At 59.4% G+C, this 26105-nt stretch carries 22 protein-coding genes, 1 pseudogene and 2 riboswitches; of the genes and pseudogenes, 11 read left to right on the plus strand and 12 right to left on the minus strand.

Annotated elements, in window-relative coordinates; all coding sequences use genetic code 11:
- Position 1: 1 nt before the first annotated feature.
- The 3 genes from EC915_RS02535 to metH form a co-directional block, all read right to left on the minus strand.
- A complete protein-coding gene (locus EC915_RS02535) occupies positions 2 to 496 on the minus strand; it encodes a DUF934 domain-containing protein (protein ID WP_133748945.1) in 495 nt (164 codons plus the stop codon).
- Entirely contained in the window at positions 480 to 2138 is a 1659-nt protein-coding gene (locus EC915_RS02540; protein ID WP_133748946.1) for a nitrite/sulfite reductase, read from the minus strand. Before EC915_RS02540 ends, EC915_RS02535 begins: the two co-directional genes overlap by 17 nt.
- A gap of 626 nt (positions 2139 to 2764) precedes the next feature.
- Positions 2765 to 6475, minus strand: coding sequence for a methionine synthase (gene metH, locus EC915_RS02545; protein WP_133748947.1), 3711 nt, complete (start codon positions 6473 to 6475; stop codon positions 2765 to 2767).
- Between the two features lie 170 nt (positions 6476 to 6645).
- Here metH and EC915_RS02550 point away from each other — a divergent pair.
- The 3 genes and pseudogenes from EC915_RS02550 to nfuA form a co-directional block, all read left to right on the plus strand.
- Positions 6646 to 7078: pseudogene (locus EC915_RS02550) on the plus strand (fatty acid cis/trans isomerase); the annotation flags it as partial.
- 293 nt (positions 7079 to 7371) lie between these two features.
- Positions 7372 to 8394 (plus strand): acyltransferase, encoded by a 1023-nt coding sequence (locus tag EC915_RS02555; protein ID WP_133748948.1) that lies wholly within the window; start codon positions 7372 to 7374, stop codon positions 8392 to 8394.
- A gap of 102 nt (positions 8395 to 8496) precedes the next feature.
- Positions 8497 to 9090 carry a Fe-S biogenesis protein NfuA gene (gene nfuA / locus EC915_RS02560; protein ID WP_110949778.1) on the plus strand — a complete coding sequence of 198 codons (594 nt, stop codon included), beginning with the start codon at positions 8497 to 8499 and terminating at the stop codon, positions 9088 to 9090.
- Between the two features lie 261 nt (positions 9091 to 9351).
- Here the strand turns inward: nfuA and cobM are convergent, their stop codons facing one another.
- From cobM to EC915_RS02580, 4 genes are all read right to left on the minus strand, one after another.
- Positions 9352 to 10098 carry a precorrin-4 C(11)-methyltransferase gene (gene cobM / locus EC915_RS02565; RefSeq protein WP_133748949.1) on the minus strand — a complete coding sequence of 249 codons (747 nt, stop codon included), beginning with the start codon at positions 10096 to 10098 and terminating at the stop codon, positions 9352 to 9354.
- A 110-nt stretch (positions 10099 to 10208) separates the two neighbouring features.
- Entirely contained in the window at positions 10209 to 10622 is a 414-nt protein-coding gene (locus EC915_RS02570; protein WP_133748950.1) for a cobalamin biosynthesis protein, read from the minus strand.
- Entirely contained in the window at positions 10619 to 11338 is a 720-nt protein-coding gene (locus EC915_RS02575; protein WP_133748951.1) for a CbtA family protein, read from the minus strand. Before EC915_RS02575 ends, EC915_RS02570 begins: the two co-directional genes overlap by 4 nt.
- A 10-nt stretch (positions 11339 to 11348) precedes the next feature.
- Positions 11349 to 11534 carry a CbtB domain-containing protein gene (locus EC915_RS02580; RefSeq protein ID WP_133748952.1) on the minus strand — a complete coding sequence of 62 codons (186 nt, stop codon included), beginning with the start codon at positions 11532 to 11534 and terminating at the stop codon, positions 11349 to 11351.
- A 96-nt stretch (positions 11535 to 11630) separates the two neighbouring features.
- Positions 11631 to 11847: riboswitch (cobalamin riboswitch) on the minus strand.
- Positions 11848 to 12045: 198 nt separating this feature from the next.
- A riboswitch (cobalamin riboswitch) is annotated at positions 12046 to 12269 on the plus strand.
- 137 nt (positions 12270 to 12406) lie between these two features.
- Here EC915_RS02580 and cobW point away from each other — a divergent pair.
- The 4 genes from cobW (at position 12407) to EC915_RS02600 (ending at position 19108) form a co-directional block, all read left to right on the plus strand.
- On the plus strand, positions 12407 to 13486 hold the full coding sequence (gene cobW / locus EC915_RS02585) for a cobalamin biosynthesis protein CobW (RefSeq protein ID WP_133748953.1): 1080 nt from the start codon (positions 12407 to 12409) through the stop codon (positions 13484 to 13486).
- 2 nt (positions 13487 to 13488) lie between these two features.
- A complete protein-coding gene (cobN, locus tag EC915_RS02590) occupies positions 13489 to 17247 on the plus strand; it encodes a cobaltochelatase subunit CobN (protein WP_133748954.1) in 3759 nt (1252 codons plus the stop codon).
- 194 nt (positions 17248 to 17441) lie between these two features.
- On the plus strand, positions 17442 to 18449 hold the full coding sequence (locus EC915_RS02595; RefSeq protein WP_133748955.1) for an ATP-binding protein: 1008 nt from the start codon (positions 17442 to 17444) through the stop codon (positions 18447 to 18449).
- Between the two features lie 2 nt (positions 18450 to 18451).
- The gene (locus tag EC915_RS02600; protein ID WP_166650918.1) at positions 18452 to 19108 is read left to right on the plus strand and encodes a VWA domain-containing protein; all 657 of its coding nucleotides are present in this window, start codon (positions 18452 to 18454) and stop codon (positions 19106 to 19108) included.
- A gap of 33 nt (positions 19109 to 19141) precedes the next feature.
- Here the strand turns inward: EC915_RS02600 and EC915_RS02605 are convergent, their stop codons facing one another.
- The gene (locus EC915_RS02605; RefSeq protein WP_133748957.1) at positions 19142 to 19408 is read right to left on the minus strand and encodes a hypothetical protein; all 267 of its coding nucleotides are present in this window, start codon (positions 19406 to 19408) and stop codon (positions 19142 to 19144) included.
- A 389-nt stretch (positions 19409 to 19797) separates the two neighbouring features.
- On the opposite strand from EC915_RS02605, the gene EC915_RS02610 reads away from it, so the two are divergent.
- The gene (locus tag EC915_RS02610; RefSeq protein ID WP_133748958.1) at positions 19798 to 21117 is read left to right on the plus strand and encodes a sigma-54 dependent transcriptional regulator; all 1320 of its coding nucleotides are present in this window, start codon (positions 19798 to 19800) and stop codon (positions 21115 to 21117) included.
- A gap of 13 nt (positions 21118 to 21130) precedes the next feature.
- On the opposite strand, the gene EC915_RS02615 is transcribed toward EC915_RS02610, so the two are convergent.
- Both EC915_RS02615 and pnuC read right to left on the minus strand, forming a co-directional pair.
- Positions 21131 to 21658: an AAA family ATPase gene (locus tag EC915_RS02615; protein ID WP_133748959.1), complete on the minus strand. Its 528-nt coding sequence runs from the start codon at positions 21656 to 21658 to the stop codon at positions 21131 to 21133.
- A 5-nt stretch (positions 21659 to 21663) separates the two neighbouring features.
- On the minus strand, positions 21664 to 22227 hold the full coding sequence (gene pnuC / locus EC915_RS02620; RefSeq protein ID WP_133748960.1) for a nicotinamide riboside transporter PnuC: 564 nt from the start codon (positions 22225 to 22227) through the stop codon (positions 21664 to 21666).
- 329 nt (positions 22228 to 22556) lie between these two features.
- On the opposite strand from pnuC, the gene EC915_RS02625 reads away from it, so the two are divergent.
- Positions 22557 to 23387: an undecaprenyl-diphosphate phosphatase gene (locus EC915_RS02625; RefSeq protein WP_133748961.1), complete on the plus strand. Its 831-nt coding sequence runs from the start codon at positions 22557 to 22559 to the stop codon at positions 23385 to 23387.
- Positions 23388 to 23391: 4 nt separating this feature from the next.
- Positions 23392 to 23826 (plus strand): DUF1294 domain-containing protein, encoded by a 435-nt coding sequence (locus EC915_RS02630; RefSeq protein WP_133748962.1) that lies wholly within the window; start codon positions 23392 to 23394, stop codon positions 23824 to 23826.
- Positions 23827 to 23837: 11 nt separating this feature from the next.
- On the opposite strand, the gene EC915_RS02635 is transcribed toward EC915_RS02630, so the two are convergent.
- Together EC915_RS02635 and EC915_RS02640 are read right to left on the minus strand one after the other, a co-directional pair.
- On the minus strand, positions 23838 to 24182 hold the full coding sequence (locus EC915_RS02635; protein ID WP_133748963.1) for an MmcQ/YjbR family DNA-binding protein: 345 nt from the start codon (positions 24180 to 24182) through the stop codon (positions 23838 to 23840).
- A 37-nt stretch (positions 24183 to 24219) separates the two neighbouring features.
- Positions 24220 to 25119, minus strand: a complete 900-nt coding sequence (locus EC915_RS02640; RefSeq protein WP_133748964.1) for a LysR substrate-binding domain-containing protein — start codon at positions 25117 to 25119, stop codon at positions 24220 to 24222.
- Between the two features lie 129 nt (positions 25120 to 25248).
- Here EC915_RS02640 and EC915_RS02645 point away from each other — a divergent pair, with 129 nt between their 5' ends.
- Positions 25249 to 25854, plus strand: coding sequence for an FMN-dependent NADH-azoreductase (locus EC915_RS02645; protein WP_133748965.1), 606 nt, complete (start codon positions 25249 to 25251; stop codon positions 25852 to 25854).
- Positions 25855 to 26105: the final 251 nt, after the last annotated feature.

A 26105-nucleotide genomic window follows, 5' to 3' on the forward strand; every position in this document is an offset into this window, starting at 1 on the left:
GTCAACGACGACGGAACAGCGGCAATGGCTCGTCCGCTGCAGCCTGGTAGGTCACGGAAAAGTCTTTCAGGCTTTCCAGCGCCTCATACGGGTCCTTATCAGCGCGGATTGCAAACGCATCAAAACCACAGCGATGCAGGTAGAACAGCTGATCGCGCAGCACATCACCAATCGCTCGCAACTCACCCTTGAAGCCATAGCGATCGCGGAGCAGGCGCGCGTTGGAGTAGCTGCGACCATCGGTGAATGCCGGGAAGTTCAGGGCGATGACCTGAAACTGGTTGGCGTCATCACCGATTTCCTCGGCTTCCTCGTCGCTGTCCAGCCACACACCCAGACCGCCATCGCGGGCCTTGAGCGCATGAGCGTGCTCGCGCCAAAGGGCCAGCGGTACGATCAGGTCATCGCAGTTGGACAGCCCTTCAAGGGTGGTGTCCTTGGGCAGCAGGTGCCAGGTCTCGTCAATGACTTCGTTGTTCTTAATGATTCGCTGCATAGACGCGCTCCTTGAAAGGGTCGATGCCGATACGCTGGAACGTGTCGATGAAGCGCTCGTCTTCGTTGCGTTTCTCGACGTAGACGTTGATCAGCTTCTCGATTACGTCCGGCATGGCGTCCTGCGCGAACGATGGGCCAAGGATCTTGCCCAGGCTTGCATCCCGGCTGGCGCTGCCACCCAGGGAGACCTGATAGAACTCTTCGCCCTTTTTGTCCACGCCCAGAATGCCGATGTGGCCGACGTGGTGATGGCCGCAGGCGTTCATGCAGCCGGAGATGTTCAGGTCCAGTTCGCCGATGTCGAACAGGTAGTCCAGATCGTCGAAACGGCGCTGAATGGACTCGGCAATCGGGATCGACTTGGCATTGGCCAGCGAGCAGAAGTCACCGCCAGGGCAGCAGATGATGTCGGTCAGCAGGCCAATGTTCGGCGTCGCGAAGCCTTGCTCGCGCAACTCGCCCCAGAGGGTGAACAGTTGGCTTTGTTCAACGTCTGCCAAAATCACGTTCTGTTCATGGGAGGTGCGTAGCTGGCCGAAGCTGTAGCGATCGGCCAGATCGGCGATGCCATCCAGTTGCTTGTCGGTGGCGTCACCCGGCGCGACACCTGTGGGCTTCAGCGACAGGGTTACAGCGGCATAACCCGGCTTTTTGTGGGCCAGGATGTTACGGGTGCGCCAGCGGGCGAAACCAGGGTGTTCCTTGTCCAGGCGAGCCAGTTCCTCGCTGTAATCAGCGAGCGCTTTGTACTCGGGATCGACGAAATGCCTGGCAACGCGATGCAATTCGGCTTCGGTGAGGGTGGTCTGGCCGCCCCGCAAGTGGGCCATTTCAGCCTCGACCTTCTCAGCGAAGACTTCAGGGGTCAGCGCCTTGACCAGAATTTTGATCCGGGCCTTGTACTTGTTGTCGCGACGGCCATAACGGTTGTAGACCCGCAGGATCGCATCCAGATAGCTCAACAGGTCCTGCCAGGGCAGGAATTCGTTGATGAAGGCGCCAACAACAGGCGTACGACCTAGGCCACCGCCCACCAGAACACGGAAGCCCAGCTCGCCAGCGGCGTTCTTGACCGGCTCAAGGCCGATGTCATGGACTTCGATGGCGGCGCGGTCTGAGGTAGAGCCGTTGATCGCGATCTTGAACTTGCGTGGCAGGTAAGCGAATTCCGGGTGGAATGTCGTCCACTGACGCACGATTTCACACCATGGGCGCGGGTCAACCAGTTCATCGGCGGCGACGCCGGCGAACTGGTCCGTGGTGACGTTGCGCAGGCAGTTACCGCTGGTCTGGATCGCGTGCATCTGCACGGTGGCAAGTTCTGCCAAGATGTCGGGAATGTCTTCCAGCGCCGGCCAGTTGAACTGCACGTTCTGGCGGGTGCTGATGTGCGCGTAGCCCTTGTCGTAGTCGCGGGCGATTTTGGCCAGCATGCGGGTCTGGCGCGAGGTCAGCTGGCCGTAAGGCACAGCCACGCGCAGCATCGGGGCGAAGCGCTGAATGTAGAGGCCGTTTTGCAGGCGAAGCGGGCGGAATTCTTCTTCGCTGAGCTCGCCGGCCAGATAGCGGCGGGTCTGGTCGCGGAACTGCTTGACGCGGTCCTCGACGATCCGCTGATCGTACTCGTCGTATACGTACATGGTGGTCCTGTTCTCAGGCGGTTCACTGCTGCTTGGACGACCTGAGAGGCGATACGATGCCGCCTGCATTCAGGATGTCCCAACAAATCTGCGCGCACGGTCGCACAGCCCCTAAATGGAGCCGGGGGAGGTTAACAGTTCAGGGTTATGCGCAAAAGTGATGTTTGAATATAAGCAAATAACCGAATGTGCTAAGCCCTTCGTCAGGTGCCCATACCCCCACTTGTGATAAGGGCAAAGCTCGACTTTACTTAACTGAATCGAAGCCGACCGTCTCCGATGCGCTCCATGTGCAATCACCAATAACACTGACAAGAGGCGATGCAATGAGTAATCCCCATCCTAAAGTTGCCAAATCCACCAGCCATGTAGACGCTTGGGCGATCGGTTTTCTCGTCATCCTGGTGGTGGGGGCCGCGGTTTTCTGGGTCATGCACCAGTAACCCGAGAACTCGAGGTCTTGGCTCAGCAACTCATGGTGCACTGTGCAACGGGTTGAACGCCGCACGTCTTGAGCATTCGAGAATCTGCCTGCTGCGCGAAGCCGCTCGGTCGGCTTGATATCGACCGACCCGGTGCCCGTGCCAGCAGGCGAGTTCCCAAAAACTCCGATCGTCACCAGCGGCTTACTCGTCGTACCCAAGGTTTGGCGCGAGCCAACGTTCGGTCACGCGCATTTCCTGACCTTTGCGGCGGTTGTAGCTTTCGACCTGATCCTTGTCGACCTTGCCCACGGCAAAATACTGCGCCTGCGGGTGGGCGAAATACCAGCCGCTGACTGCCGCCGCCGGGAACATGGCGTAGTGCTCAGTGAGGAACACGCCGCTAACGCCGGGTTTGCCCTCGCCGTGCGCCGGGTCGAGCAGATCGAACAGCACACCTTTTTCGGTGTGATCCGGGCACGCCGGGTAGCCCGGAGCGGGACGGATGCCGACGTATTTCTCCTTGATCAGGTCTTCGTTGTTCAATTGCTCGTCGGTGGCATAGCCCCAGTAATCTTTGCGCACTTGCTGGTGCAGCCATTCAGCGCAGGCTTCGGCCAATCGGTCGGCCAGCGCTTTGACCATGATCGCGTTGTAATCATCCCCTTTGTCCTGATAAGCCTTGGACACTTCCTCGGCGCCGATGCCCGCCGTGGTGATGAATCCACCGACGTAATCCGTCACGCCGCTGTCTTTGGGCGCGACGAAGTCGGCCAGCGAAAAATTCGGTTTGCCGTCGGTCTTGATGATCTGTTGGCGCAGGTGATGCAGCTTGGCCAAAGGCTGGGCGTTGTCGTCAAACAACTGAATGTCATCATGGTCAACCTGATTGGCCGGCCAGAAGCCGAAAACAGCACGGCTGCGGATCAGCTTTTCGTCGATCAGCTTGCGCAGAAGCTCCTGAGCGTCGTGAAACAGCGAAGTGGCCGCTTCACCCACCACCTCATCAGTAAGAATGCGCGGGTACTTGCCCGCCAGGTCCCAGGAAATGAAGAACGGCGTCCAGTCGATGTAGTCCACCAGCACGTTAAGGTCGATGTCTTCCAACACCTTGACCCCCGTGAAGCTAGGCTTCGCTGGCGCATAATTCGCCCAGTCGAACTGTGGCTTCTTGGCGATGGCCACGCTGTAGCTCAGACGTTCGGTGCGGGCACTGCGGGCTGAGGTGCGCTCACGCACTTCAACGTACTCGGCGCGGGTTTTCTCGATAAAACCGGCTTTGAGCTCCTTGGACAGCAATTGCGTGGCAACTCCTACGGCGCGCGAGGCGTCGGTGACGTAGATGACTGCGTCATTGCTGTACTTCGGTTCGATCTTCACCGCCGTGTGGGCTTTGGAGGTGGTCGCGCCGCCGATCATCAGCGGCAGGCTGAAATTCTGCCGCTGCATTTCCCGAGCCACATGCACCATCTCGTCCAGCGACGGCGTAATCAGGCCGGACAGACCGATGATGTCGCACTTCTGCTCTTTAGCCACTTGCAGGATCTTCTCGGCGGGCACCATCACCCCCAAATCGACGATGTCGTAGCCGTTACAGCCCAGCACCACACCGACGATGTTTTTGCCGATGTCGTGCACATCGCCCTTGACCGTGGCCATGAGGATCTTGCCCTTGGCCTCCGGCTTGTCGCCTTTCTCTTCTTCGATGAACGGGATCAAGTGGGCCACGGCCTGCTTCATCACGCGGGCGGATTTGACCACCTGCGGCAAGAACATCTTGCCCGAGCCAAATAGGTCGCCCACCACGTTCATCCCGGCCATCAGCGGGCCTTCGATCACTTCGATAGGCCGCGCAAACGACTGCCGCGACAGCTCGGTGTCTTCGACGATGTGCGTGGTAATGCCCTTGACCAGCGCGTGCTTGAGGCGTTCGTTGACTTCCCAACTGCGCCACTCTTCGGTTTCGGCTTCCTTGACCGAGCCATCGCCCTTGAATTTGTCGGCAATCGCCAGCAGGGCATCGGTCCCATTGGCATTACGGTTGAGCACCACGTCTTCGACCGCATCACGCAGCTCGGCCGGGATCTGGTCGTAGATTTCCAGCTGGCCGGCGTTGACGATGCCCATGGTCAGGCCGTTGCGGATCGCGTACAGCAGGAACACCGAATGGATCGCCTCGCGCACCGGGTTGTTGCCGCGGAACGAGAACGACACGTTGGACACGCCGCCCGAGGTCAGGGCGTAAGGCAGCTCGTCACGGATGTAGGCGCAGGCGTTGATGAAGTCGACCGCGTAGTTGTTGTGTTCTTCGATGCCGGTGGCGACAGCAAAGATGTTCGGGTCGAAGATGATGTCTTCCGGCGGGAAGCCGACTTCGTTGACCAAAATGTCGTAGGAGCGTTTGCAGATTTCCTTCTTGCGCGCCTCGGTGTCGGCCTGACCGGCTTCATCGAAGGCCATGACCACTACGGCAGCGCCATAGCGTTTGCACAGTTTTGCGTGATAAATGAACTGCTCGACGCCTTCCTTCATGCTGATCGAGTTGACGATGCCCTTGCCCTGGATGCACTTGAGGCCGGCTTCGATTACTTCCCATTTCGAGGAGTCGATCATGATCGGCACGCGGGAGATGTCCGGTTCTCCAGCGATCAGGTTGAGGAAGGTGACCATGGCCTTCTTCGAGTCCAGCATGCCTTCGTCCATGTTGATGTCGATCACCTGGGCGCCGGCTTCGACCTGTTGCAGGGCGACTTCCAGGGCCTCGGTGTAGTTATCTTCACGGATCAAGCGGGCGAAGCGGGCGGAACCGGTGATGTTGGTGCGTTCGCCGACGTTGACGAACAACGACTGGCGATCAATGGTAAATGGCTCCAGCCCCGACAGGCGGCAGGCCTTGGGAATGTCTGGGACTGCCCGAGGCGCGTACTTGGCGACGGCCTCGGCGATGGCTTTGATATGGGCGGGGGTCGTGCCGCAGCAGCCGCCGACAATATTCAAAAAGCCGCTTTGGGCGAACTCTTCGACAACCTTGGCCATCTCGGCGGGTGACTCGTCGTACTCGCCGAACTCGTTGGGCAGACCGGCATTGGGGTGCGCCGAAACCTGGGTCTCGGCCTTGTTCGACAGTTCTTCCAGATAAGGCCGCAGGTCGCTGGCGCCCAATGCGCAGTTCAGACCTACCGAGATCGGTTTGGCATGACGCACCGAGTTCCAGAACGCTTCAGTGGTCTGGCCCGACAGCGTACGGCCGGAGGCATCGGTGATGGTGCCGGAAATCATGATCGGCAATTCGTAGCCGATGTCATCGAAAACACCCTGCACGGCGAAGATCGCCGCCTTGGCATTCAAGGTGTCGAAAATGGTTTCGATGAGGATCAGGTCCGCACCGCCTTCGATCAGGCCCTTGGTGGCCTCGGTGTAGTTCTCCACCAGTTCGTCGAAGGTGACATTGCGATAGCCGGGGTTGTTGACGTCTGGCGACAGCGAGCAGGTGCGGCTGGTCGGACCGAGTACGCCCGCGACGAATCGCGGTCTGTCGGGGGTTTCCAGGGTCTTGGCGTCGGCGACCTTACGCGCCAGGCGCGCGCCTTCCACGTTAAGTTCATACACCAGGGTTTCCATGCCGTAGTCGGCCTGGGACACCTGAGTGGCGTTGAAGGTGTTGGTCTCCAGAATGTCGGCACCTGCATCCAGGTACTCTTTCTCGATCGCCCCGATGACGTCGGGGCGGGTCAGCACCAGAAGGTCGTTGTTACCTTTGACGTCGCTGGGCCAGTCGGTAAAACGCTTGCCACGGTAGTCTTCTTCTTCCAGCCGGTAGCTCTGGATCATGGTGCCCATGCCGCCATCGAGAATCAGGATGCGTTCCTTGAGAGCTTGATGAAGTGCTTGAAGACGCGCGTTGCGATCAGACATTGGCTTACCTGGATGAAGAAAAACGGAAAATAGTGACGCTCAAAGGTGCGAAATGATAGCAAACCTGCGCGGTTTTAAATCGTGGCGGGATTTGAATGAATTCTGTTCATCTTGGTGGTCGCTTGCCACGGGTAGATTGGCAGGTTTTTTATTTTCAGGACGCTCGTTCCATGTTGCATCGCTTGTTCGCCACTGCCGTGGCATTTCTGCTTTGCGGTGCAGCGTTCGCGCACAGCCGCCGTCCCCGCCTCCTGCCATTTCCTATAGCCGCGACATCCAGCCGATCTTCACCGCGAAGTGTGTTGCCTGCCATGCCTGTAACGATGCCGCCTGCCAGTTGAACCTGGGCAGTGCAGAAGGGGTATTGCGCGGTGCGTCCAAAGTGCCGGTCTATCAGGGAGATCGCAGTGTGGCGATCGCGCCGACGCGGATTTTCTACGACGCCCAGGGGCCTGAAGCCTGGCGCCAGAAGGGCTTCTACCGGTGCTGAACGGACAAAGCACTCAGGCCGCGTTGATGACCAAGATGCTGGCGCTCGGTCACAGTGCGCCGCTGGTGCCTAACGCAAAATTGCCGGAGGTCATCATGTCTTACAGGAACCGGCTTGCTGGCGAACGCGGCGCGTCAGTCTAAGAACCCTGCTAAGAACCCTAGTACTGATTCCGGCAATCCAGCTCTGTAATTAATTGCATCATCTGCAACTTCCGGCGCATCCCCGGTCACGCTGGGCGAAACCAAAAAGGCCTTATAAAGCATGGCCTGAGGCCATTATTTGGTTTGTCAGCCTAGGCAAACTTTTTGCGCAAACCCCAGTCCGATTCGTGAGTCGTCCTGCATGCATGGCCGTTTCCAGGTCCTGAATTGTGGGTCATTCCGATGTGAGGAAGAGGTTGCAGATGTTGATTTCGGTTCAAGCCCTGCGGGCTCTCGCCGCGTGGGTCGTTGTGTGTCACCACTTCATGCAGATTTTTTTCGATTTCCATCCCAGTGGCCCGATAGGCCGGTTCTTCACCGAAAAAGGCGCCGTCGGCGTCGATATCTTTTTCGTCATCAGTGGCCTGGTCATTTATCTGTCGACGGTAAACAAGGACATTCCCGCCAGCCACTTCATGCTCAATCGAATTATCCGCATTGTCCCGGCGTACTGGCTTTACACCGTGGTCATGGGTCTGTTGGTCCTGGTTGCGCATCCTTTATTGCCTCACCAGGTTGTGGACTGGCAGAGCTTCATGCTGTCGCTGATCTTCATCCCCTCTGAAAACCCCGGCGGCTACGGTCTTTACCCCACCTTGAACGTGGGCTGGACGCTCAATTACGAGATGCTGTTTTACGTACTGTTCTCGATGGTGTTTGTGTTCCAGCAACGCCTGCGCCCGCTGATCATCGCTGCCGCACTGTTCGCCTTTACCGATGTGCTGGGACGTTCGGGATTGATCAGTCGTTTCTACGGCAATGACATCGTGTACGAATTTCTACTGGGCATCGGGATTGGCATTATCTACCGCCGAGGCTGGATTGCCGAACGACTTTGGCTGCCGCTGATGGCCATCGGCGGGGCGTTAATGGTGATCAAGCAATTGCAGCCTGACATGCGCTTCATCCATTGGGGGCTGCCGAGTGCCGTTATCGTTGTGGCGTGCATCTCCCTGGAACCTTACCTGCGTGGCAGCCGGTTCTTGAAAACCATGGGCGACTGTTCGTATTCGGTGTACCTGCTGCATGTTCTGGTGTTGTACGGTGGCTGGCTGGCCACGGAGCGTTACGGCCTGAATCCGTACATGGCATTTGCCATATGCGTGCCGGTCATCGCGCTGGGCGCATGGCTGAGTTACGAGTGGATCGAGAAGGGCCTGTATCGTCGTATGAAAGGCTGGCTGGATGGCAGAAGGGTGGGCAAGGAGCCGGCAGCGATTTCCTGAGCAGGGCTCATCCCTTGTCAGTGAGTACCCGAGTGAAATACTGGGACTTTGTCAGTTGCTGAACAATGGCGTAAACTGCGCCCACGTCTGCGAGGAATGTTCATGACCGCTATTACTATTACCGATGCCGCCCACGATTATCTGGCCGATCTGCTGCAAAAGCAGAATACGCCTGGCATCGGCATCCGCGTGTTTATTACCCAGCCCGGCACCCAATACGCCGAGACCTGCATTGCCTACTGCAAGCCGGGCGAAGAAAAGCCTGAAGACAAAGCCATCGGACTTAAAAGCTTCACGGCGTGGATCGATTCGTTCAGCGAAGCTTTCCTTGACGACGCAGTGGTTGACTACGCCACAGACCGTATGGGTGGGCAGCTGACGATCAAGGCCCCGAATGCCAAGGTGCCGATGGTCAATGCCGACAGCCCGATCAACGAGCGAATCAACTACTACCTGCAGACCGAGATCAACCCGGGTCTTGCCAGTCACGGCGGGCAGGTCACCTTGATCGATGTGGTCGAGGAAGATGAGGCCAATATTGCTGTGCTGCAGTTTGGCGGTGGTTGCCAAGGCTGCGGTCAAGCCGACGTCACGCTTAAAGAGGGTATCGAGCGCACGTTGCTTGAGCGTATTCCCGAGTTGGCGGGCGTGCGTGATGTAACTGACCATACGCAGAAAGAGAACGCTTACTACTGACAGTGGTGAGCGTTGCGAGAAAGCCCCGATTTGATCGGGGCTTTCTTGTTGGGGGGTATTGCTGGCGCAGGTTAGGAACGTTAAGAGCCGTTTTTTGTGGGTCGTTGGGTTGGGGCCTATCCGGTTCTTCGGCGATGGCGGCCCACGGAGCGCCGCCTGCGTTCGGCCTGCACCCAAGTCGCGTCCGGTGGTGTCTGGACTGTCTCCTCAGAAGACCAAAATCAGGATAACGAGCGAGCAGCGTGGGCAGAACGTCGGGCGCTATGGCCTGAACACATGCGCATGCCCCGCGCGATACAGCGATGAGTCACTGAACACATCACTGCCCAGCACCCGTCCCACCAAGATCAGCGCAGTGCGCCGAAACCCTTTGGCCGCGACCTTTTCTTCAATGTCTGTGAGCGTCCCGACCACCCAGTCCTGATCCGGCCAACTGGCACGATGAACCACGGCGATGGGGCAGTCTTCGCCGTAGTGCGGGGTCAGCTCGGCAACGATTTTGCCGAGGTTGTTGACTCCCAGGTGAATCGCCATGGTTGCCCTGTGTCGCGCCAGTTCACCCAGCTCTTCACCTACAGGCATTGTCGTTTTGTCAGCGTAGCGGGTCAGGATCACGCTTTGCGATATATCGGGGAGTGTCAGCTCGGTGCCCAGCAGTGCCGCACAGGCAGCGGTGGCGGTGACACCGGGGATGATTTCGAAAGGGATATCCAGCTCACGCAGGCAGCGAATCTGCTCGCCAATGGCGCCGTACAGACTGGGGTCGCCGGAGTGCACGCGCGCCACATCCTGGCCCTGTGCATGAGCGGATTTCATCAAGGCGATGATCTGTTCGAGGTGCAACTCGGCGCTGTTGGTCACTTGAACGGCTTGATGGCCGTGCAGGACCGCCTCAGGGACCAGCGATCCGGCGTAGATAATGACCGGACAGGTCTGGATCAGACGCTGGCCCTTGACCGTGATCAGATCCGGATCGCCTGGTCCTGCGCCGATGAAAAAGACGGTCATGGTCTCTCCGGGTAATAGGGGAGCGGTAAATTCATGCGGATGACGACCTGTGGCAGCGAGGGCTTCACGCCCCAGTCCGCCAATGGCGTCGTTTTCAATAAGAGTACCTGTTACAGGGCACCTGCCAGGGCGAATGTAGCCCGCGAACTGTTGCGCCGTTCGATCACCAGCCTGGCTGAGGACCGGCCCAAACGCATCGCCATCGCCAGCGCAGCGCTCTCCGCCACGCCATGACAACCGGTGCTGTCAAAGGCAATCTGTGAACGGTGACTGAGCTGCGGTTCGAACGCCGCCAGTTCGTCGGCGCTGAAGAAACCGAGCGGCAGACCCAGGTCCTCAGCGAGTTCCAGCAGCCCCGCTTCCGACGACTTGGTATCGATGGAGGCGAGGGCGGTGATATCGGCAAGCTTGAAGTGATGTTCGAGCAGGCTGACCTCGATCAAACCCTGCAGCACCAGCGCAGGGCAGCCGCGCTGGCACCCCAGGCCGACTACCAGAATCGATCGACCGCCCGCTCTGTTCACAGAGCCGAATTCAGACCGGATTGAGCCGATTGCGGCTCATGACGGCGAAACAGCCAGGCACTGATCAGGCCCATGGCCAGCCAGAACACTGCGTTGGTCAGCAACGATGCAATCCTGAACTGCGCTTGCAGTGCCTCAGGCGCCAGCGCTGAATGGACTTGCGGCTGCGGCGCGCCCAGCACATGGGGGACCACCAGAATCGCCGCGCCCAATACTTTCAACAGCCCGTTATGGGCGAAAACGATCAGCGCCAGACCCGCTGCGGCCGAGGCCGCTGCGCTAACCCACCAGATCTGCCGTTGGGTCAGCTCGGCGGCTGCCGTACCCGGTAATTCTGGTGGCAGGCCCAAGGTCGGCGCGAGCACGAACACCGCAAATCCGGCCAGCCCCCAGAGCGCGCCCTGTCGGGTGCTGGACGGTGCGCGGAGGGTGTACAACGCCGCCAACATCAGGGCAAAACCCACTGCGACCACCAGATTGCCGCCGGTGGTCGACAGCACGCGCTGCCAGCCGTCTTCAGGCTCCCAGGCCTCTTCATCATGAACATGCCCGGCCATGGCGCCATCGGCGTGCGAGTGCATGTCGGCAGTGGGAGCCTTCTCGTAGGTTTCAGCCTGCAGGATCAGCGGGGCCACCCAGAAACTCTGCAGCAGGGTCAACAGCAATGCGGCGAGCAATCCGGTGAACCCGGCCGTTTGAGCGATGCGCTTGAACATGATGGCGGTCTCAGTGGCAAGGGAAGGCGGAGCTGTGACGGGTGTCATGCGCTGCATTGTGAACGGCGTCGATGTGCGAGAAGCCTGCAAAGTAGACCAGGCAGGCGCCAAGAATCATCGCGCTGATGGCGGCAGTGAGGCGTTGGCTCAGGATGCTGACGTTACGGGTGCTCTGGCTGGTGGTGTTGATCGACATGACGCTTCCCTCTTGACTGTCGGCGAAGGGAAGGCGCAAAGCGAGCCACTGACGGATGCCAGTCGCGAACTCAACAGCGCCCGCCCACCGCGGGTTTGTTATGTGTGATTGTCGGGCCGGTCTCCGGGCTTGCGAGGGGCATTGCACCTGCCTTCAAGAATCACCTTCCCATATCGTTGACCGACACAGTGGATCTGACTCTTCACTCGCTTACCGTTGCGGGGGCAGCGCCGGACTTGCACAGACATCGGAGTCTGAACGCACCGGTTTCCCGTTTCACCCTGTGAAGGGCACCCGTAACAAGGCGTGTAGGAGACCACGGAGCAGGGCGGCAGTCAACGTCGCGCCCTTTGCAATCCACATTGGCTGCGCTGCAGGCGTGAGCGTGCTCACCAATGCCTTGGGCAGGCGCTGGAAATGCATGAGGTGGTCCGGCCCTTTTCGCGAGCAAGCTTGCCCTCACAGATTCGGCGCACTCCGGTTTGCTCGTTGACCTTGGCCAAGCCACTGCGTAGCCTTGCGCACTTGAGGTTCGCCAATCCGGTTGTCGTCCGGCCCGGCGCTAAGAAGGGAATGTGGTTGAAGCCACAGCTGCCCCCGCAACTGTAATCGGTCATGTTCATTGCACAGCCACTGCGCGAGCGGGAAGGCGCGATGAATGCGCTTGGTCTGCCATCAATGCAGGCAAGTCCGCCACCGTGAGCCAGGAGACCTGCCTCGAACATCGGCCTGATTTATGCGGCCCGAAGAATTCTCATTACAACCGGGCGGGGTGATCCGGTGGCGAATCGAACCGCGAGCCTGTCGACACGGGCGCTTACGCGGTTCTCGTCCTCATTTGCCCGCCGCTGCGCCTGAGGGCAATCGCAACCATGAAAACACTGGCCAAAATTCCTGTCACCATCGTCACCGGCTTCCTTGGCTCGGGTAAAACCACGCTGCTGCGTCACATGCTCGATAACGCCGAAGGGCGTCGGATCGCGGTCATCGTCAACGAGTTCGGCGAGCTGGGCATCGACGGAGAAATTCTCAAACAGTGCACCATCGGCTGCACCGAAGAGGAGGCCACTGGCCGGGTCTACGAGCTGGCCAACGGCTGTCTGTGCTGCACCGTCCAGGAAGAGTTCTTTCCGGTAATGCAGAAACTGGTCGCTCGTCGCGGCGATCTGGACCACATCCTTATCGAGACCTCGGGTCTGGCGCTGCCAAAACCTTTGGTGCAAGCCTTCCAGTGGCCGGAAATCCGTAACGCCTGCACGGTTGACGCAGTGATCACCGTGGTCGACAGCCCGGCCGTAGTCGCGGGCACCTTTGCCGCGTTCCCGGATCAGGTCGATGCCCAGCGCAAACTCGATCCGAATCTGGATCATGAATCGCCGCTGCACGAGCTGTTCGCCGACCAATTGGCCAGCGCCGACCTGGTCATCCTCAACAAGGCCGACATGCTCGACGCCGCCGCGCTCGCTGCTGTGCGGGCCGAAGTCGCCGAAGAACTGCCGCCTGCAGTGAAAGTCATCGAAGCCAGCAAGGGGCAGCTGCCGATCAGCGTGCTGTTGGGCCTGGGGGCCGAATCCGAGCTGCACATCGACGGTCGCAAGACTCACCACGACCATCACGACGGCGATGACCACGACGATCATGATCACGATGCTTTCGATTCGATCTCCATTTCGCTGCCTCAAGCCGACGAAGCGTTGCTGCTCGATGCCTTGACCCAGGCGGTCATGCAGCACGGCATCCTGCGGGTCAAAGGCTTCGCAGCCATCCCGGGCAAGCCGATGCGCTTGCTGGTACAAGGGGTCGGTACTCGTTTCGACAAGCATTTCGACCGTGTCTGGAAAGCCGGTGAGGAGCGCCTGACGCATCTGGTGCTGATCGGCCAGGAGCTGGACGCCACGGCGCTCGAAGCCCAGTTGCGCGTGGCGCTCAACGCCGTCGCGACCAAGGCCTAGTCATGCACCTGCTGCGCACCCAGCCTGGCGGCTTCGTCCCGGATGACAACATCGCGGACCTGGGCCAGACCCCCGCCGAGCTGGTGATTCTGTGCAGCGGCGATTCCCATCTGGCGTTGCTCGCCGAAACCGCGCAGCAATTGCCCGCCGACTATCCCAGCCTGCGTCTGGCCAACCCCATGCAGGTTCAGAACCATGCCTCGGTCGATCTCTACGTCGACCAGGTGCTGCGTCACGCCAAGGTCATCCTGATCTCGCTGCACGGTGGCATCGGTTACTGGCGTTACGGTGTCGAGCGGCTGGTGGAACTGGCCGCCAAGGGAGTGAAGCTGATTCTGGTGCCGGGTGATGATCGCCCGGACCCGGAGCTCAGTGGCCTGAGTACCGAACCTGTGCCAGACCGTGAGCGGATCTGGCATTACCTGCGCCAGGGCGGCAAACAAAACGCGTTACAGCTGTTCTATTACCTGGCCAATCGCTGGGCGGACCGGGATTATCCGTGGCAGGAACCACAGGTATTGCCCCGCGTGGCGATTTACCACCCGCGCAAGGCCAGTGCGCAGCTTGGCGACTGGCAGGCGGACTGGCGCGCCGATCACCCTGTGGCCGCAGTGCTGTTCTACCGCTCACACCTGCAGGCCGCCAATACGGGTTTTATCGATGTGTTCTGCGAACGGCTGTTGGGGCAGGGCTTGAATCCGCTGCCCATCGCGGTAGCCAGCCTTAAAGAGCCCGCTTGCCTCGACGCCGTACAGGACTGGCTGGACGAGACTGCGTGCGAGGTCATCCTCAATACCACCGGGTTTGCCCAATCCAGTCCAGAGGCTCCGCACCTGCGGCCATTTCGTCGCAATATTGCGGTCATTCAAGCGATCTGCGCTCAGGATAACGAACTGGCCTGGCAAGCCAGCGAGCAAGGCCTTGGGTCTCGCGATCTGGCTATGCACATCGCCCTGCCTGAACTGGACGGGCGCATCATCAGCCGGCCCATCAGTTTCAAGGACCTGGCCTGGTACAGCGAGCGCAGCCAGTCCGACGTGGTGTGCTACCGAGCCCAGCCAGAACGCATGAGTTTTGTTGCCGAACTGGCCCGGCGCTGGGTACTGCTTGCACGTACGGCCAACGTCGACAAGCGGGTGGCACTGATCCTGGCCAACTATCCGACCCGTGACGGGCGCATCGGCAACGGCGTCGGCCTGGATACCCCGGCGTCCGCACTGAACATACTCCAGGCGATGCAGCATGATGGCTATCGCGTTGAAGGACTGCCGGAAAATGGCACTGCACTGATTCACGCGCTGCTCGGCGGCGTGACCAACGACCCGGACAGTCTCGATCAGCGTCCATGCCATCAGAGCATGGGCATGGCTGATTATCTGGAGATGTTCCAAACCCTTCCCGAGGCAAACCGCGCCGCCGTCATGGAGCGCTGGGGGGCGCCGCAGCAAGATCCGATGTGCCGCAGCGGACGGATGATGATCGCTGGCCTGCGTTTTGGCCTGATATTCGTTGGTATTCAACCGGCCAGGGGCTACGGCGTCGACCACAGCGCGGTCTACCACGACCCCGATCTGGTGCCGCCCCATGGCTATCTGGCGTTTTATTTCTGGCTGCGGAAAACCTACGGCGCCCATGCCGTGATCCATGTGGGCAAGCACGGCAATCTGGAATGGCTGCCTGGCAAAGGTGTGGGGCTCTCAGAGCATTGCTGGCCGGATGCGATTCTCGGCGCGATGCCCAATATTTATCCTTTTATCGTCAATGATCCGGGTGAGGGCGCACAGGCCAAACGGCGTACGCAGGCGGTCATCATCGACCACCTGATGCCGCCACTGACCCGGGCAGAAACCTACGGCCCGTTGCGTGATCTGGAGTTGCTGGCAGACGAGTATTACGAAGCGCAACTGCTCGACCCGCGCCGCGCGCGTGAGCTGCAAAAGGACATCCTCAAGCTGGTTCGCGACACCCATATCGACCGCGAACTGGCCTTGGACATGGACAGTGACCCCGATGCCGCCATCTGGTTGCCACGGCTCGACACTTACCTGTGTGATCTGAAGGAATCGCAGATTCGCGATGGGTTGCACGTGTTCGGTGAATCCCCAAGCGGGCGACTGCGCACCGATACGTTGTTGGCGATTCTAAGGGTGCCGCGAGGTGATGGCCGCGGTGCAAATGCCAGTGTGGTGCGCGCACTAAGTAATGCGTTAGGCCTGGGCTTCGACCCGTTGGACTGCGACTTGGGCGAGCCGTGGACGGGGCCAAAACCTCAAGCATTACATGAAGTCAGCATCGAACCCTGGCGTACGGTGGGTGACACCCGCGAGCGCCTGGAGCTTTATGCAGGGCGTTTGATTGAGCAAATTCTGAATGGTTTCTCGAAAAATAATGAATTAGAAAACAACGAGTTAAGCGATATTTTTAATGCGTTGAAAGAGGTTGTCGCGCCTCGACTGGACCGTTGCGGGCTCGCAGAAACGCGCGGTTTGCTGGATGCCCTGAAGGGACGTTTTGTGCCGGCCGGGCCCAGCGGCGCGCCCAGTCGCGGGCGGCTGGATGTATTGCCTACGGGGAGGAATTTCTTCTCGGTCGACGTGCGCAACCTGCCAACCGTAACCGCGTGGCGTATCGGCTTCCAGTCAGCAAATCTGTTACTGGAGAGGCACTTACAGGACAACGGCGACTATTTACGTCAACTTGGATTGTCGGTGTGGGGCACGGCAACCATGCGCACAGGTGGCGATGATATCGCTCAGGCGATGGCGCTGATGGGTGTGCGTCCGGTGTGGGCCACAGGTAGCCAGCGGGTGGATGATTTCGAAATTCTGCCGCTGAGCCTGCTGGACCGCCCACGGGTCGATGTCACTCTGCGGGTATCAGGTTTTTTTCGCGACGCCTTCGCCAACCTTATTCGTTTGTTCGATGCGGCGGTACAGGCGGTGGCGGCGCTCGATGAGCCGGACGAGATGAATCCGCTTGCAGCACGCGTACGCCAGGAGCGCGAGCAACTGGAGCGCGACGGTATCAGTCCCGAGCAAGCGAGCAGACAGGCAGGCTGGCGAATCTTCGGTGCCAAGCCGGGGGCCTACGGCGCCGGGGTTCAGAACGCCATCGATGGCCGTTTATGGCAGACCCGCGCCGATCTGGCCCAGGTTTATCTGAACTGGGGCGGTTACGCCTACGGTGCGGCAGATGAAGGCACGCCAGCGCGGGACGATTTTGCCAGGCGTCTGGGGCAGGTCCAAGCCGTGGTGCAGAATCAGGACAATCGGGAACACGACCTGCTGGACTCCAACGACTATTACCAGTTTCAAGGCGGGATGCTTGCCGCCGTGGAAAGCCTCAGCGGCCAGAAAATCGCGAGTTATCACGGTGATCATAGTCAGCCTGACCTGCCGAAGATTCGCAGCCTCAAGGAAGAATTGAATCGTGTGGTGCGCTCACGCGCGGCCAATCCGAAATGGATCGAAGGGGTCAAGCGACACGGTTACAAAGGCGCATTCGAAATGGCGGCGACCGTGGACTTCCTGTTCGCCTTCGACGCCACCACCGAGCTGATAGACAATCACCAGTACGCCTTGCTCGCCGATGCCTATCTGCTTGATCCTTCGACGCGCGAGTTCATCCAGCAGCACAACCCGGATGCACTGCGCGACATGACCGAACGCCTGCTGGAAGCTCAGCAGCGCGGATTATGGGAGGAGCCGGGCGAGTATCGCCAGGCATTGGAGAGTCTGTTGCTGGATATGGAAGAGACATGAATTTCCTGGTGTCCAGGAATGGATCAAGCTTGACGCAATTCAACCATTGGCAAACGGATTTATTCGCGAAAGTCATCAGCGATCCAGATGTGTCGTTTGTCAGATGTCTTTGCGAATGAATGTGTCCCCACCGGGGTATTTCACCGCTGCAACCCTGTGTAATCAGACCATAACCGGAATCCGAGCCCAAACCCATGACCGACATCCCTCATTTTCCCCTCGCCGCAGTAGTCGGCGCTGATGAGTTGAAGCTAGCGCTGTGCCTTACTGCCATTGATCCGAAGATCGGCGGTGTGCTCATCGAGGGACCACGCGGTATGGCCAAGTCGACGCTGGCGCGGGGATTGGCGGATCTGCTGGTCAGCGGGCAGTTCGTCACCTTGCCACTGGGCGCCACCGAGGAACGCCTGATCGGCACGCTGGACCTGGACGCCGCGCTGGGCGAAGGCCGCGCACGATTTTCACCGGGGGTACTGGCCAATGCGGACGGCGGGGTGCTGTATGTCGACGAGGTCAACCTGTTGCCCGACCATCTGGTGGATCTGCTGCTGGATGTGGCTGCCAGCGGGGTCAACAGAGTGGAACGCGACGGCATCTCTCATCGCCACCCGGCGCGCTTCGTCCTGATCGGCACCATGAATCCCGAAGAAGGCGAGCTACGCCCGCAACTGCTCGACCGCTTTGGGCTCAATGTCGCCCTCAGCGGGCAGACCCTGCCTGAGCAACGTGGGCAGATCATTCGCCGCAGGCTGGCGTTCGACTGCGCACCCGAAGCGTTCTGTCAGCAGTGGGCTGATCAACAGCACGCGCTGAGGGCTCGCTGTGAGGCTGCTCGTGGACGGCTACCGACCATTGAACTGGATGACACGAGCCTTGCGATCATCACCGAGCGCTGCTACGGCGCAGGCGTCGACGGCCTGAGGGCTGATCTGGTCTGGTTGCGCGCATCGAGAGCGCATGCCGCCTGGCGTGGCGCTGTGGAGATTGCGCTTGAGGATATCGACGCAGTGGCCGAGTTTGCGTTGAGGCACCGTCGTCGTGGTATTCAGCCGCAGCAGCAGCCACCTTCCACATCGGACAGTCCGCCCCCATCGCCAGGTGCATCAGCGCAGCAAGCTGAAGGCAACTGGGGTGAAATGCCTGCTCCAGCAGTCGCCACCGGCGCACGTCGCGAAGTGCCCCACTGGCCAAAAAAGCCCTAGGCATCCGCCCCCGCCAGTCAACGGGGGCGGATGCCAGCCCTAGACCGGGCAGCCTTGGCGGCGGGAAAAGTGGAGCGCCTCGGTCGGGTATCGACGGCGCCATCGCCTGGGTGCCGACTCTGCTGCGTGGTCGCCCGCAACGTCGTGCGGATCTGGTGCGCCAGCCACGAACCCGACGCGAGCAGGCGTTATGGTTAGTGATCGTCGACGCTTCGGCTTCTACCCGACGCAACCAGTCCTTGAGTCTGGCCAAAGGCCTGCTGGCGCAACTGTTCGACGACGCTTACCGGCAACGAGCACGGCTGGCGCTGCTGACCGCCAGCGGCGGCAGCCCGAACTGGCAGCATCATGGGCTCAAGGCCGGTTCTGCGTGGCAACCCTGGCTTGAAACGTTGGGCGCAGGCGGCGGCACTCCGATGCTCGAAGCCATCGAGCAGGCGCATGACTGGCTGCAAATGCGGCGTAAACGCTATCCGGCGCAAGTGCAGCGGGTCTTGATTCTTACCGATGGTCGAGTCAAGGCAGTCCAGCCTTTGAAGGCCCTGGGTTGCTCTGCTGTGCTGATTGATATCGAGCGCGGGCCGATTCGGCTAGGCAGGGCGCTCGAATTGGCCCGTCAAATGGGTGCTGAGTACAAGCACATCGATGACTTGCAATAGGGCGAGCCCGGTCCGGTCGCTATCAGGTCCGCCTTATGCAGGCATGGTCCATGGCTCGAGACTGTAGCCTTCGCCGCTGATTTCGGCGCGAGCCTGTTCGAGAAATTGCGCCAACTGTTTTGGGTCGCAATAGGCGCTGCTGGGAATCTGTTTGCGGCCGATACGGGTGCTGGTGCGGTCAACGACGGTCAGGCTGAGTTCGCCGTTACCGTCTTGGGGAGCCCAGGCAACGCATCGAAAGGGTTCAAATGCGTGACCGGCAATCAGCAGGGCGTCGTTAAAGCGCAAAGGGGCGTTCATGGAGGGTCCTCAAGTGCCCGTATCAGTTCAATGACCGCCGGCGGGCTTCCCGGCGGTTGGTTACTTCTACTGATGACCTGCGCCGGGGGAGAAGTCACACCCGCTTTCACTTTTTGTCCAATTAATGATTTTTTCACGACGTTTTCTTTCGCAAGACTTACGGCCTCACAACTGGATGCGAGTGATATTCCACTGGCGCGCTTTCCTGACAGTTCCTTCATCAACACCTTCCTGACCGGCGTAAGCACTATTCGCTATTACATATAGAGTAAAACGGTCCAAGCATGTGTCAAAAAATTGCTAATGTAAGGTCAGAGTCGTTAACACTCTGTTTCTGAGAGTTTTTATTTTTTGAAACGTGCTTGAATCCCGGCGCGAAGGAATCTGTCATGCATGAACCGGCATCAATCCGCCGTCTGTTAATGGTAGAACCCTGCGATGAATGCTTGCGCCTGATCCCCGGCTTGCGAACCGTGGGCTGGGAGGTAACCAGCTGTGCATTGGAGTCTGCGGCCGCGCAGCTCTGCGATGTTGGAGTGATCCGCTTGACGCGACAACATCTGGAACAGCCTCAGCTGATCGAAGACCTGATCAGTAGCAGCCAGGCCGAGTGGATTGCGCTGCTTAGCGCCGATGACCTACGGAGTGAGCTGATCGGCGATTTCGTCTGCGAATGGTTTTCAGACTTCCATGCGGTGCCCATGGATCTTGCAAGGGTTCAGCTTGCAATCGGGCGCGCGTACGGCGTGGCACGCCTGCGCTCACAAGGCACCCGATACAGCAATGGGCCCGGGCATCAAATGCTGGGCGAGAGCAGGCCCGTCCGCGAGCTGCGCCGGTTGCTGAGCAAGCTGGCGCCGACCGAATCGCCTGTGCTGATCAGGGGGGAGGCCGGCACTGGCAAAGAGATGGCGGCGCACACCTTGCATAAGCATTCCCGGCGCAGCGCTCAACCGTTCGTGTCAATCAACTGCGGCGCTGTCCCCGAGCACCAATTACAGGCCCAATTGTTCGGTTCTGAAACACAGAGCCTGGAGGGGAATCAGCAACGCCAGCCGGGGCAGATGGAGGCAGCCCATGGCGGTACGCTGTTTCTTGACGAGATCAGCTACCTGCCACTGGACGTGCAGGCCAATCTGCTGCGTTTTCTACAGGATCGGCATGTTGATACCGGTTCGCAGCGGATCGTGGTGGATGTGCGCATTCTCGCGTCGACCCGTGTGGATCTTGAGGCAGCGATTCGCAGGGGACGCTTTCGCGAAGATCTTTATTATCGACTCAATGTCCTGCAGGTGGGAACGGCGCCGTTACGCGAGCGACAGGGTGATCTGACGTTGCTCGCTAACCACTTTGCCCACTTCTACCGCCAGGAAAACGGGGGCCGTACACGTAGTTTCAGCCAGGACGCGCTGGTCGCCATGGGCAAGCATGACTGGCCGGGCAATGTCCGTGAACTGAAAAACCGTGTGCGTCGCGCTCAGGTGCTGGCTGAAGGGCGGCAGATTGAAGCGGTCGACTTAGGGTTGTTGGGTGAAGAAGAAATCAGTTCAAGCATCGGTACACTGGATGAGTACAAACGCCGTGCAGAGCGTCAGGCGCTGTGCGACGTGCTGACTCGTCACAGTGACAACCTCAGCGTTGCAGCGAAGGTACTGGGTATTTCCAGACCGACGTTTTATCGACTCTTGCACAAGCATCAGATTCGCTAAGTGGCCTGCGCAGTCAGTCTACGGTCAATAAATGCTCCACCGCTTTCAGGGCCTGGTCCTTGCGGTCACTCCAGCTTCCTTCGAACACTTCGTAACGCTGAGCATGGCCGTCGAGCCAGCCTTTACTGGCGTCGAAGAATGCCTGTCGTTCGGCCAGTAGCGGTTGGCAGCGCTGACCGTCGCCGACCCACTCGACGTCTTTGGGGGATAGCAACAGGTGCAAGTCGTAACGTCGGACCAGCAGCTCCTGCTCCAACCAGGACGGGCAGTCGCCGAACAGCGCGTGACTCCACAGGATGTTGCTCAGCAGATGCGTGTCAAGGATCAACAGTTCAGGGGCGCGCGCGCGGGCGACGTCTTCCCGGCTCAACTGCCCTTGCGCAATGAGCGGGATGTCGGCGTAACAGGTGTCCCGCTGCTGCTCATTGATGAACTGGCGCACGTACTCCTCGACCAGCTCGCCACCGAATCGCCGCTGAATGTGTTCGGCCAGCCAGCTCTTGCCGCTGGACTCGGGTCCGGTCAATACCAGAACTTTCATGGGCTTCAACGCGCCAGCGCAGGGTCGGCACGCCAGTCGCGCCACCCTTGCACAGCGAGCAAGGTGAACAAGGCGTACAACGCCGCGGTGAGGTACAGCTCTTTATAAATGAACAGGCCGACAAAAATGACGTCCAGCACGATCCACAAGGGCCAGCACTGCACGCGCTTCTGTGCCATCCACACCTGCGCGACCAGGCTGAAACCGGTCAGCGTCGCGTCGAGCCAGGGCTGAGCTGCGTCGGTGAAATGCGCCATGGCGGCGCCGAGCGCCAGGCTCACCACTGCTCCAATGCCCAGGCTCACTAGCAGGGCGCTGCCGCCAAGGGAGGTCACCTGGCGCCCGCCCAAGGCCACACCGCGGCGAGTCCATTGCCACCAGCCATACAGTTGCAAGACGGCGTAGACCACCTGCAGCAGCATGTCCGAGTAGAGCTTCACGTCAAAAAAGATCCAGGTGTAGAGCAGCACCATTACCAGACCGATCGGCCAGCCCCACGGGTTTTGTTTGACTGTCAGCCAGACGGCGACGACACCGAGTGCAGCGGCAAACAGCTCAAGGCCGGACATGGAAACTCCTGTGACGGGATGACGAAAAAAGGGCCTGCGATTGTATGCCGTTTATCAGCGGTTGTGGCGGGCAGATTGAGAGCCCGGCTAACGCCCGGCATTGATAGGCGAAAGCTTGTTTTCCCCTTCGCAGACGTCAAAGGCTGCGCGCCAATATCCATGCTAGAGCGTTCGCGATGCAGGTCTGTTAGCATCGCGCCGCCCGCGTGCCTGAGCCCGCAGTTCTGGCTGTTCATGCGGTTTTTACATCGGACCGTTTATCGTGCGAAGGACAGTGCTCAACATATCAAGAGAGCTTTGCTACGAGCAGGCTCCACTCTGGGGGAATGATGGATCTTTGGACCGCCGCACAGGCGTTAACACTGGGTATCGTTGAAGGGTTAACAGAGTTTTTGCCGATCTCCAGCACAGGCCACCAGATCATTGTCGCCGACCTGATCGGCTTTGGCGGTGAGCGGGCAATGGCGTTCAACATCATCATTCAGTTGGGGGCCATCCTGGCGGTAATGTGGGAAATGCGTCAGAAGATTTTTCAGGTCGTGACCGGACTTGCGACCCAGCCGCAGGCACGCCGCTTCACCCGTAATCTGATCATCGGAGTGCTTCCGGCCGTGGTGCTGGGGGTGATGTTTTCCGACCTGATTCATCAATACCTGTTCAACCCCCTGACTGTCGCCGCTGCGTTGGTGATCGGTGGTTTCATCATGCTCTGGGCCGAGCGTCGTCAGCACGAAGTCCATGCCGAAACCGTGGACGAAATGACTTGGGCTGACGCGCTCAAGGTAGGTTTCGCACAGTGCCTGGCGATGATTCCCGGCACGTCGCGTTCCGGCTCGACCATCATCGGAGGGCTGCTGTTCGGTCTTTCGCGCAAGACTGCCACTGAGTTTTCATTCTTTTTGGCCATGCCGACGATGATCGCGGCTTCGCTCTACTCGGGCTACAAGTACCGCCACCTGTTCCAGCCTGATGATTTCGCGGTGTTTGCGGTGGGCTTCGTGACTTCGTTCATCTTCGCCATGATCGCGGTGCGCGCCTTGCTCAAGTACATCGCCACCCACAGCTACGCCGTATTCGCCTGGTATCGCATTGCGTTCGGGCTGCTGATTCTGGCGACCTGGGGCTTCGGTTGGGTCGATTGGTCCAGCGTGCAGGGATGAACCGATGAGTCAGCGCTTCAAGCCTGTTGCAGCCAGCGACACCGATAGGCGTCCAGTGCGTTTTCTCAAGTTGAAGCTTGGGCTGCTTTTGCTGCTGTGCGCCTTGCCGGTCTATGGGCTGATAGCGACCGGCTTGGGCGCAGGCTCGTGGCTGCCATCGGCCATTTATCCTCTTATGAGCCTGCTCACCTTTGCGCTCTATGGCTACGACAAAAAGCAGGCTCGACACAAAGGACAGCGTACGCCGGAGAAAATTTTGCACGCGGCCGAGTTGCTAGGCGGCTGGCCGGGCGCGTTGGTCGGGCAGCAAGTGTTCCGACACAAGACTCGCAAGCTTTCCTATCAATGGGTGTTCTGGCTGATCGTGATGCTGCACGAACTGTTCTGGATCGACCGCGTGCTGATGGGCGGCACATTCCTGACCCGGCACTTTTATTGAGTTGCGCCCGGTTACAGCTTGAGTGCGATCTGGCGGTGTTTGGGCAATTTGCTGACCACCAGTTGGTGAGAGCGGGTTAGCAGACTGCGCAGCTCCTCGTCGCTTATGGGGTAGGGGTGGTTGAGCGTGATCCAGTGTGCGCGGGCCAGATAGGGGGCCGGGCGCACATCCGGGCGATCGAGGTACCCCAAAAACAGGTCCGCGCCGACCTTGAACGACAGGTCGCTTCCGGCCAGCCCCATGACGGCGAACATTTTCGTCTCAGCGATGGAGAACACCCGCACGCCACCCCATTTGTAGTCTTCCCGTGTGCCAGGGAGCTGCAGGCAAAAGGCGGCGGCGTCTTCGATACTCATATTCAATCCTGTGTCTTGCAGTGAGGCTGACTCACGATCAGGTCTGTTGCACGGCGAATGCCTGTACTACATGGTCAAGCCACGCCCTTACTGCAGGCAGTGCTCCCCGGCGTTGCGTATAAGCCGCTTGAAGATTGCCAGTCGACATCGACCACTCCGGCAGCAGCCGCACCAGGCTGCCATCAGCCAGCGCGTCGTGACAGTTCATCATCGGCAGCGTGGTGATCCCCAGCCCTGCCAAGGCACCCGCTTTGCGAACGGTGAAATCATCCACCGCCAGGCGTGCTTCGAGAATTACTTCGTGGCGCCGACCCCCTTGATGCTGTAACTGGAAATGCACCTTGCGATCGGCTTCAATCGCACCCAGAACCGGCAGGCCACTCAAATCTTCCGGTGCAAGGATGTGCTTGCCAGCAAGCAGCGCAGGGGAGGCTACCAATACCGCACCCGCTGGCGCCAGATGCCGTACGATCAGGCTCGGATCTTCATCTCCGATATCCCTTACCCGCATGGCCACATCGATGCCTTCGTTAACCAGGTCGACTCGACGGTTCACCAGCAGTAACTCCAGCTGTACCTGTGGATATCGAGCAAGAAAGTCGGTGACCACCTGGTTAAGGTTCCAATGGGTCATGCCCATCGGGCACGAGACGCGCAGGCGCCCACGGGGCTCGGCAGAAAGCGTAGCGACTACCTCGTCGGCCATCTCGGCTTCCAGCAACATGGCCTGACAGTGCTGCAGATAACGCTCGCCCACCGTCGTCAGTGCCAGTTTGCGCGTAGTGCGCTGCAGAAGGCTGGCATTGAGTCGGGCTTCGAGCGCAGCTATACGGCGCGACAGCCGGGATTTGGGAATCCCCAGTGCGCGGCCGGCTGCCGCGAAGCCACCGGATTCCACCACCTTGGCGAAGTAATAGAGGTCATTAAGATTCTGCACTGGCTGCTCTATTGTCCTGTTAATGGAACGAACTATCGCATTTTTACTGCCTAATCAGCTATTGGGTTACAGGGTAGGATTATCGTCATTCGATCGCCAGACGGCGGCTACTCACTTGGGACGTTCATAATGAAACTCTTGCACATCGATTCCAGCATCCTTGGCGACCATTCGACTTCGCGCCAGCTGAGCCGCAGCGTCGTTCAATCGTTCACTGCCCGGCAGCCAGATACTCAAGTGGTTTATCGCGATCTGGCCAACGACTCCCTGAGCCATTTCTCCGGCGCCTCGCTCGCAGCCCTAAGCACACCGGCCGAAGGGCGAAGCGCGGCTCAGCAACTGGAAGTGGCAACCAACGAAGCCACACTGGAAGAATTCCTCGCAGCCGATGTCGTAGTCATCGGCGCACCGATGTACAACTTCACCATCCCTAGCCAGCTAAAAGCCTGGATCGACCGTATCACCGTTGCCGGTCGTACTTTCCGCTACACCGAAGCCGGCCCGGTAGGTCTGTGCACAGGCAAAAAAGTGATCGTCGTGTCCACTGCGGGCGGACTGCATGCCGGCCAAGCTACCAGCGCCGGCCATGATGATCTGCTCAAAGTATTGTTCGGTTTTCTGGGCGTCACCGACTTGCAATTCGTTTCTGCCCATGGCTTGGCCTATGGTGAAGAACCGCGTTCCAGCGCGCTGGCTGCCGCGCAGAAGTACATCGACGAATCGCTATTCGTTTGAGTCGCTTTTGACAATAGCCATCAGATTCAAAACTGATCTGGCTCGATAAACGCCCTGTCACCCAAGCCCTTATGGCTTACGGTGTCGGGGCGTTTGTCGTGTGTGGACCTGTTAAACAAGCGTGTTCAGCGACGCGACAGCATTCACTGTTTCTTTAGCGAGTAATCTTTGTCCTGCACGGCTTTAAAAGCGGCATGCGATCAATATGGGTCGTCATTCTGCCAACGACCTTGATTTTTCCGCGCTTGGCC

Source organism: Pseudomonas sp. LP_7_YM (assembly GCF_004364435.1).
Taxonomy (GTDB): domain Bacteria; phylum Pseudomonadota; class Gammaproteobacteria; order Pseudomonadales; family Pseudomonadaceae; genus Aquipseudomonas.

What these genes read in the sequence shown, in the direction of transcription:
- EC915_RS02535 (WP_133748945.1), bottom strand. Translation starts at nt 496, where the DNA reads ATGCAGCGAATCATTAAGAACAACGAAGTCATTGACGAGACCTGGCAC.
- EC915_RS02540 (WP_133748946.1), bottom strand. Translation starts at nt 2,138, where the DNA reads ATGTACGTATACGACGAGTACGATCAGCGGATCGTCGAGGACCGCGTC.
- metH (WP_133748947.1), bottom strand. Translation starts at nt 6,475, where the DNA reads ATGTCTGATCGCAACGCGCGTCTTCAAGCACTTCATCAAGCTCTCAAG.
- EC915_RS02555 (WP_133748948.1), top strand. Translation starts at nt 7,372, where the DNA reads ATGTTGATTTCGGTTCAAGCCCTGCGGGCTCTCGCCGCGTGGGTCGTT.
- nfuA (WP_110949778.1), top strand. Translation starts at nt 8,497, where the DNA reads ATGACCGCTATTACTATTACCGATGCCGCCCACGATTATCTGGCCGAT.
- cobM (WP_133748949.1), bottom strand. Translation starts at nt 10,098, where the DNA reads ATGACCGTCTTTTTCATCGGCGCAGGACCAGGCGATCCGGATCTGATC.
- EC915_RS02575 (WP_133748951.1), bottom strand. Translation starts at nt 11,338, where the DNA reads ATGTTCAAGCGCATCGCTCAAACGGCCGGGTTCACCGGATTGCTCGCC.
- EC915_RS02580 (WP_133748952.1), bottom strand. Translation starts at nt 11,534, where the DNA reads ATGTCGATCAACACCACCAGCCAGAGCACCCGTAACGTCAGCATCCTG.
- cobW (WP_133748953.1), top strand. Translation starts at nt 12,407, where the DNA reads ATGAAAACACTGGCCAAAATTCCTGTCACCATCGTCACCGGCTTCCTT.
- cobN (WP_133748954.1), top strand. Translation starts at nt 13,489, where the DNA reads ATGCACCTGCTGCGCACCCAGCCTGGCGGCTTCGTCCCGGATGACAAC.
- EC915_RS02595 (WP_133748955.1), top strand. Translation starts at nt 17,442, where the DNA reads ATGACCGACATCCCTCATTTTCCCCTCGCCGCAGTAGTCGGCGCTGAT.
- EC915_RS02605 (WP_133748957.1), bottom strand. Translation starts at nt 19,408, where the DNA reads ATGAACGCCCCTTTGCGCTTTAACGACGCCCTGCTGATTGCCGGTCAC.
- EC915_RS02610 (WP_133748958.1), top strand. Translation starts at nt 19,798, where the DNA reads ATGCATGAACCGGCATCAATCCGCCGTCTGTTAATGGTAGAACCCTGC.
- EC915_RS02615 (WP_133748959.1), bottom strand. Translation starts at nt 21,658, where the DNA reads ATGAAAGTTCTGGTATTGACCGGACCCGAGTCCAGCGGCAAGAGCTGG.
- pnuC (WP_133748960.1), bottom strand. Translation starts at nt 22,227, where the DNA reads ATGTCCGGCCTTGAGCTGTTTGCCGCTGCACTCGGTGTCGTCGCCGTC.
- EC915_RS02625 (WP_133748961.1), top strand. Translation starts at nt 22,557, where the DNA reads ATGGATCTTTGGACCGCCGCACAGGCGTTAACACTGGGTATCGTTGAA.
- EC915_RS02630 (WP_133748962.1), top strand. Translation starts at nt 23,392, where the DNA reads ATGAGTCAGCGCTTCAAGCCTGTTGCAGCCAGCGACACCGATAGGCGT.
- EC915_RS02635 (WP_133748963.1), bottom strand. Translation starts at nt 24,182, where the DNA reads ATGAGTATCGAAGACGCCGCCGCCTTTTGCCTGCAGCTCCCTGGCACA.
- EC915_RS02645 (WP_133748965.1), top strand. Translation starts at nt 25,249, where the DNA reads ATGAAACTCTTGCACATCGATTCCAGCATCCTTGGCGACCATTCGACT.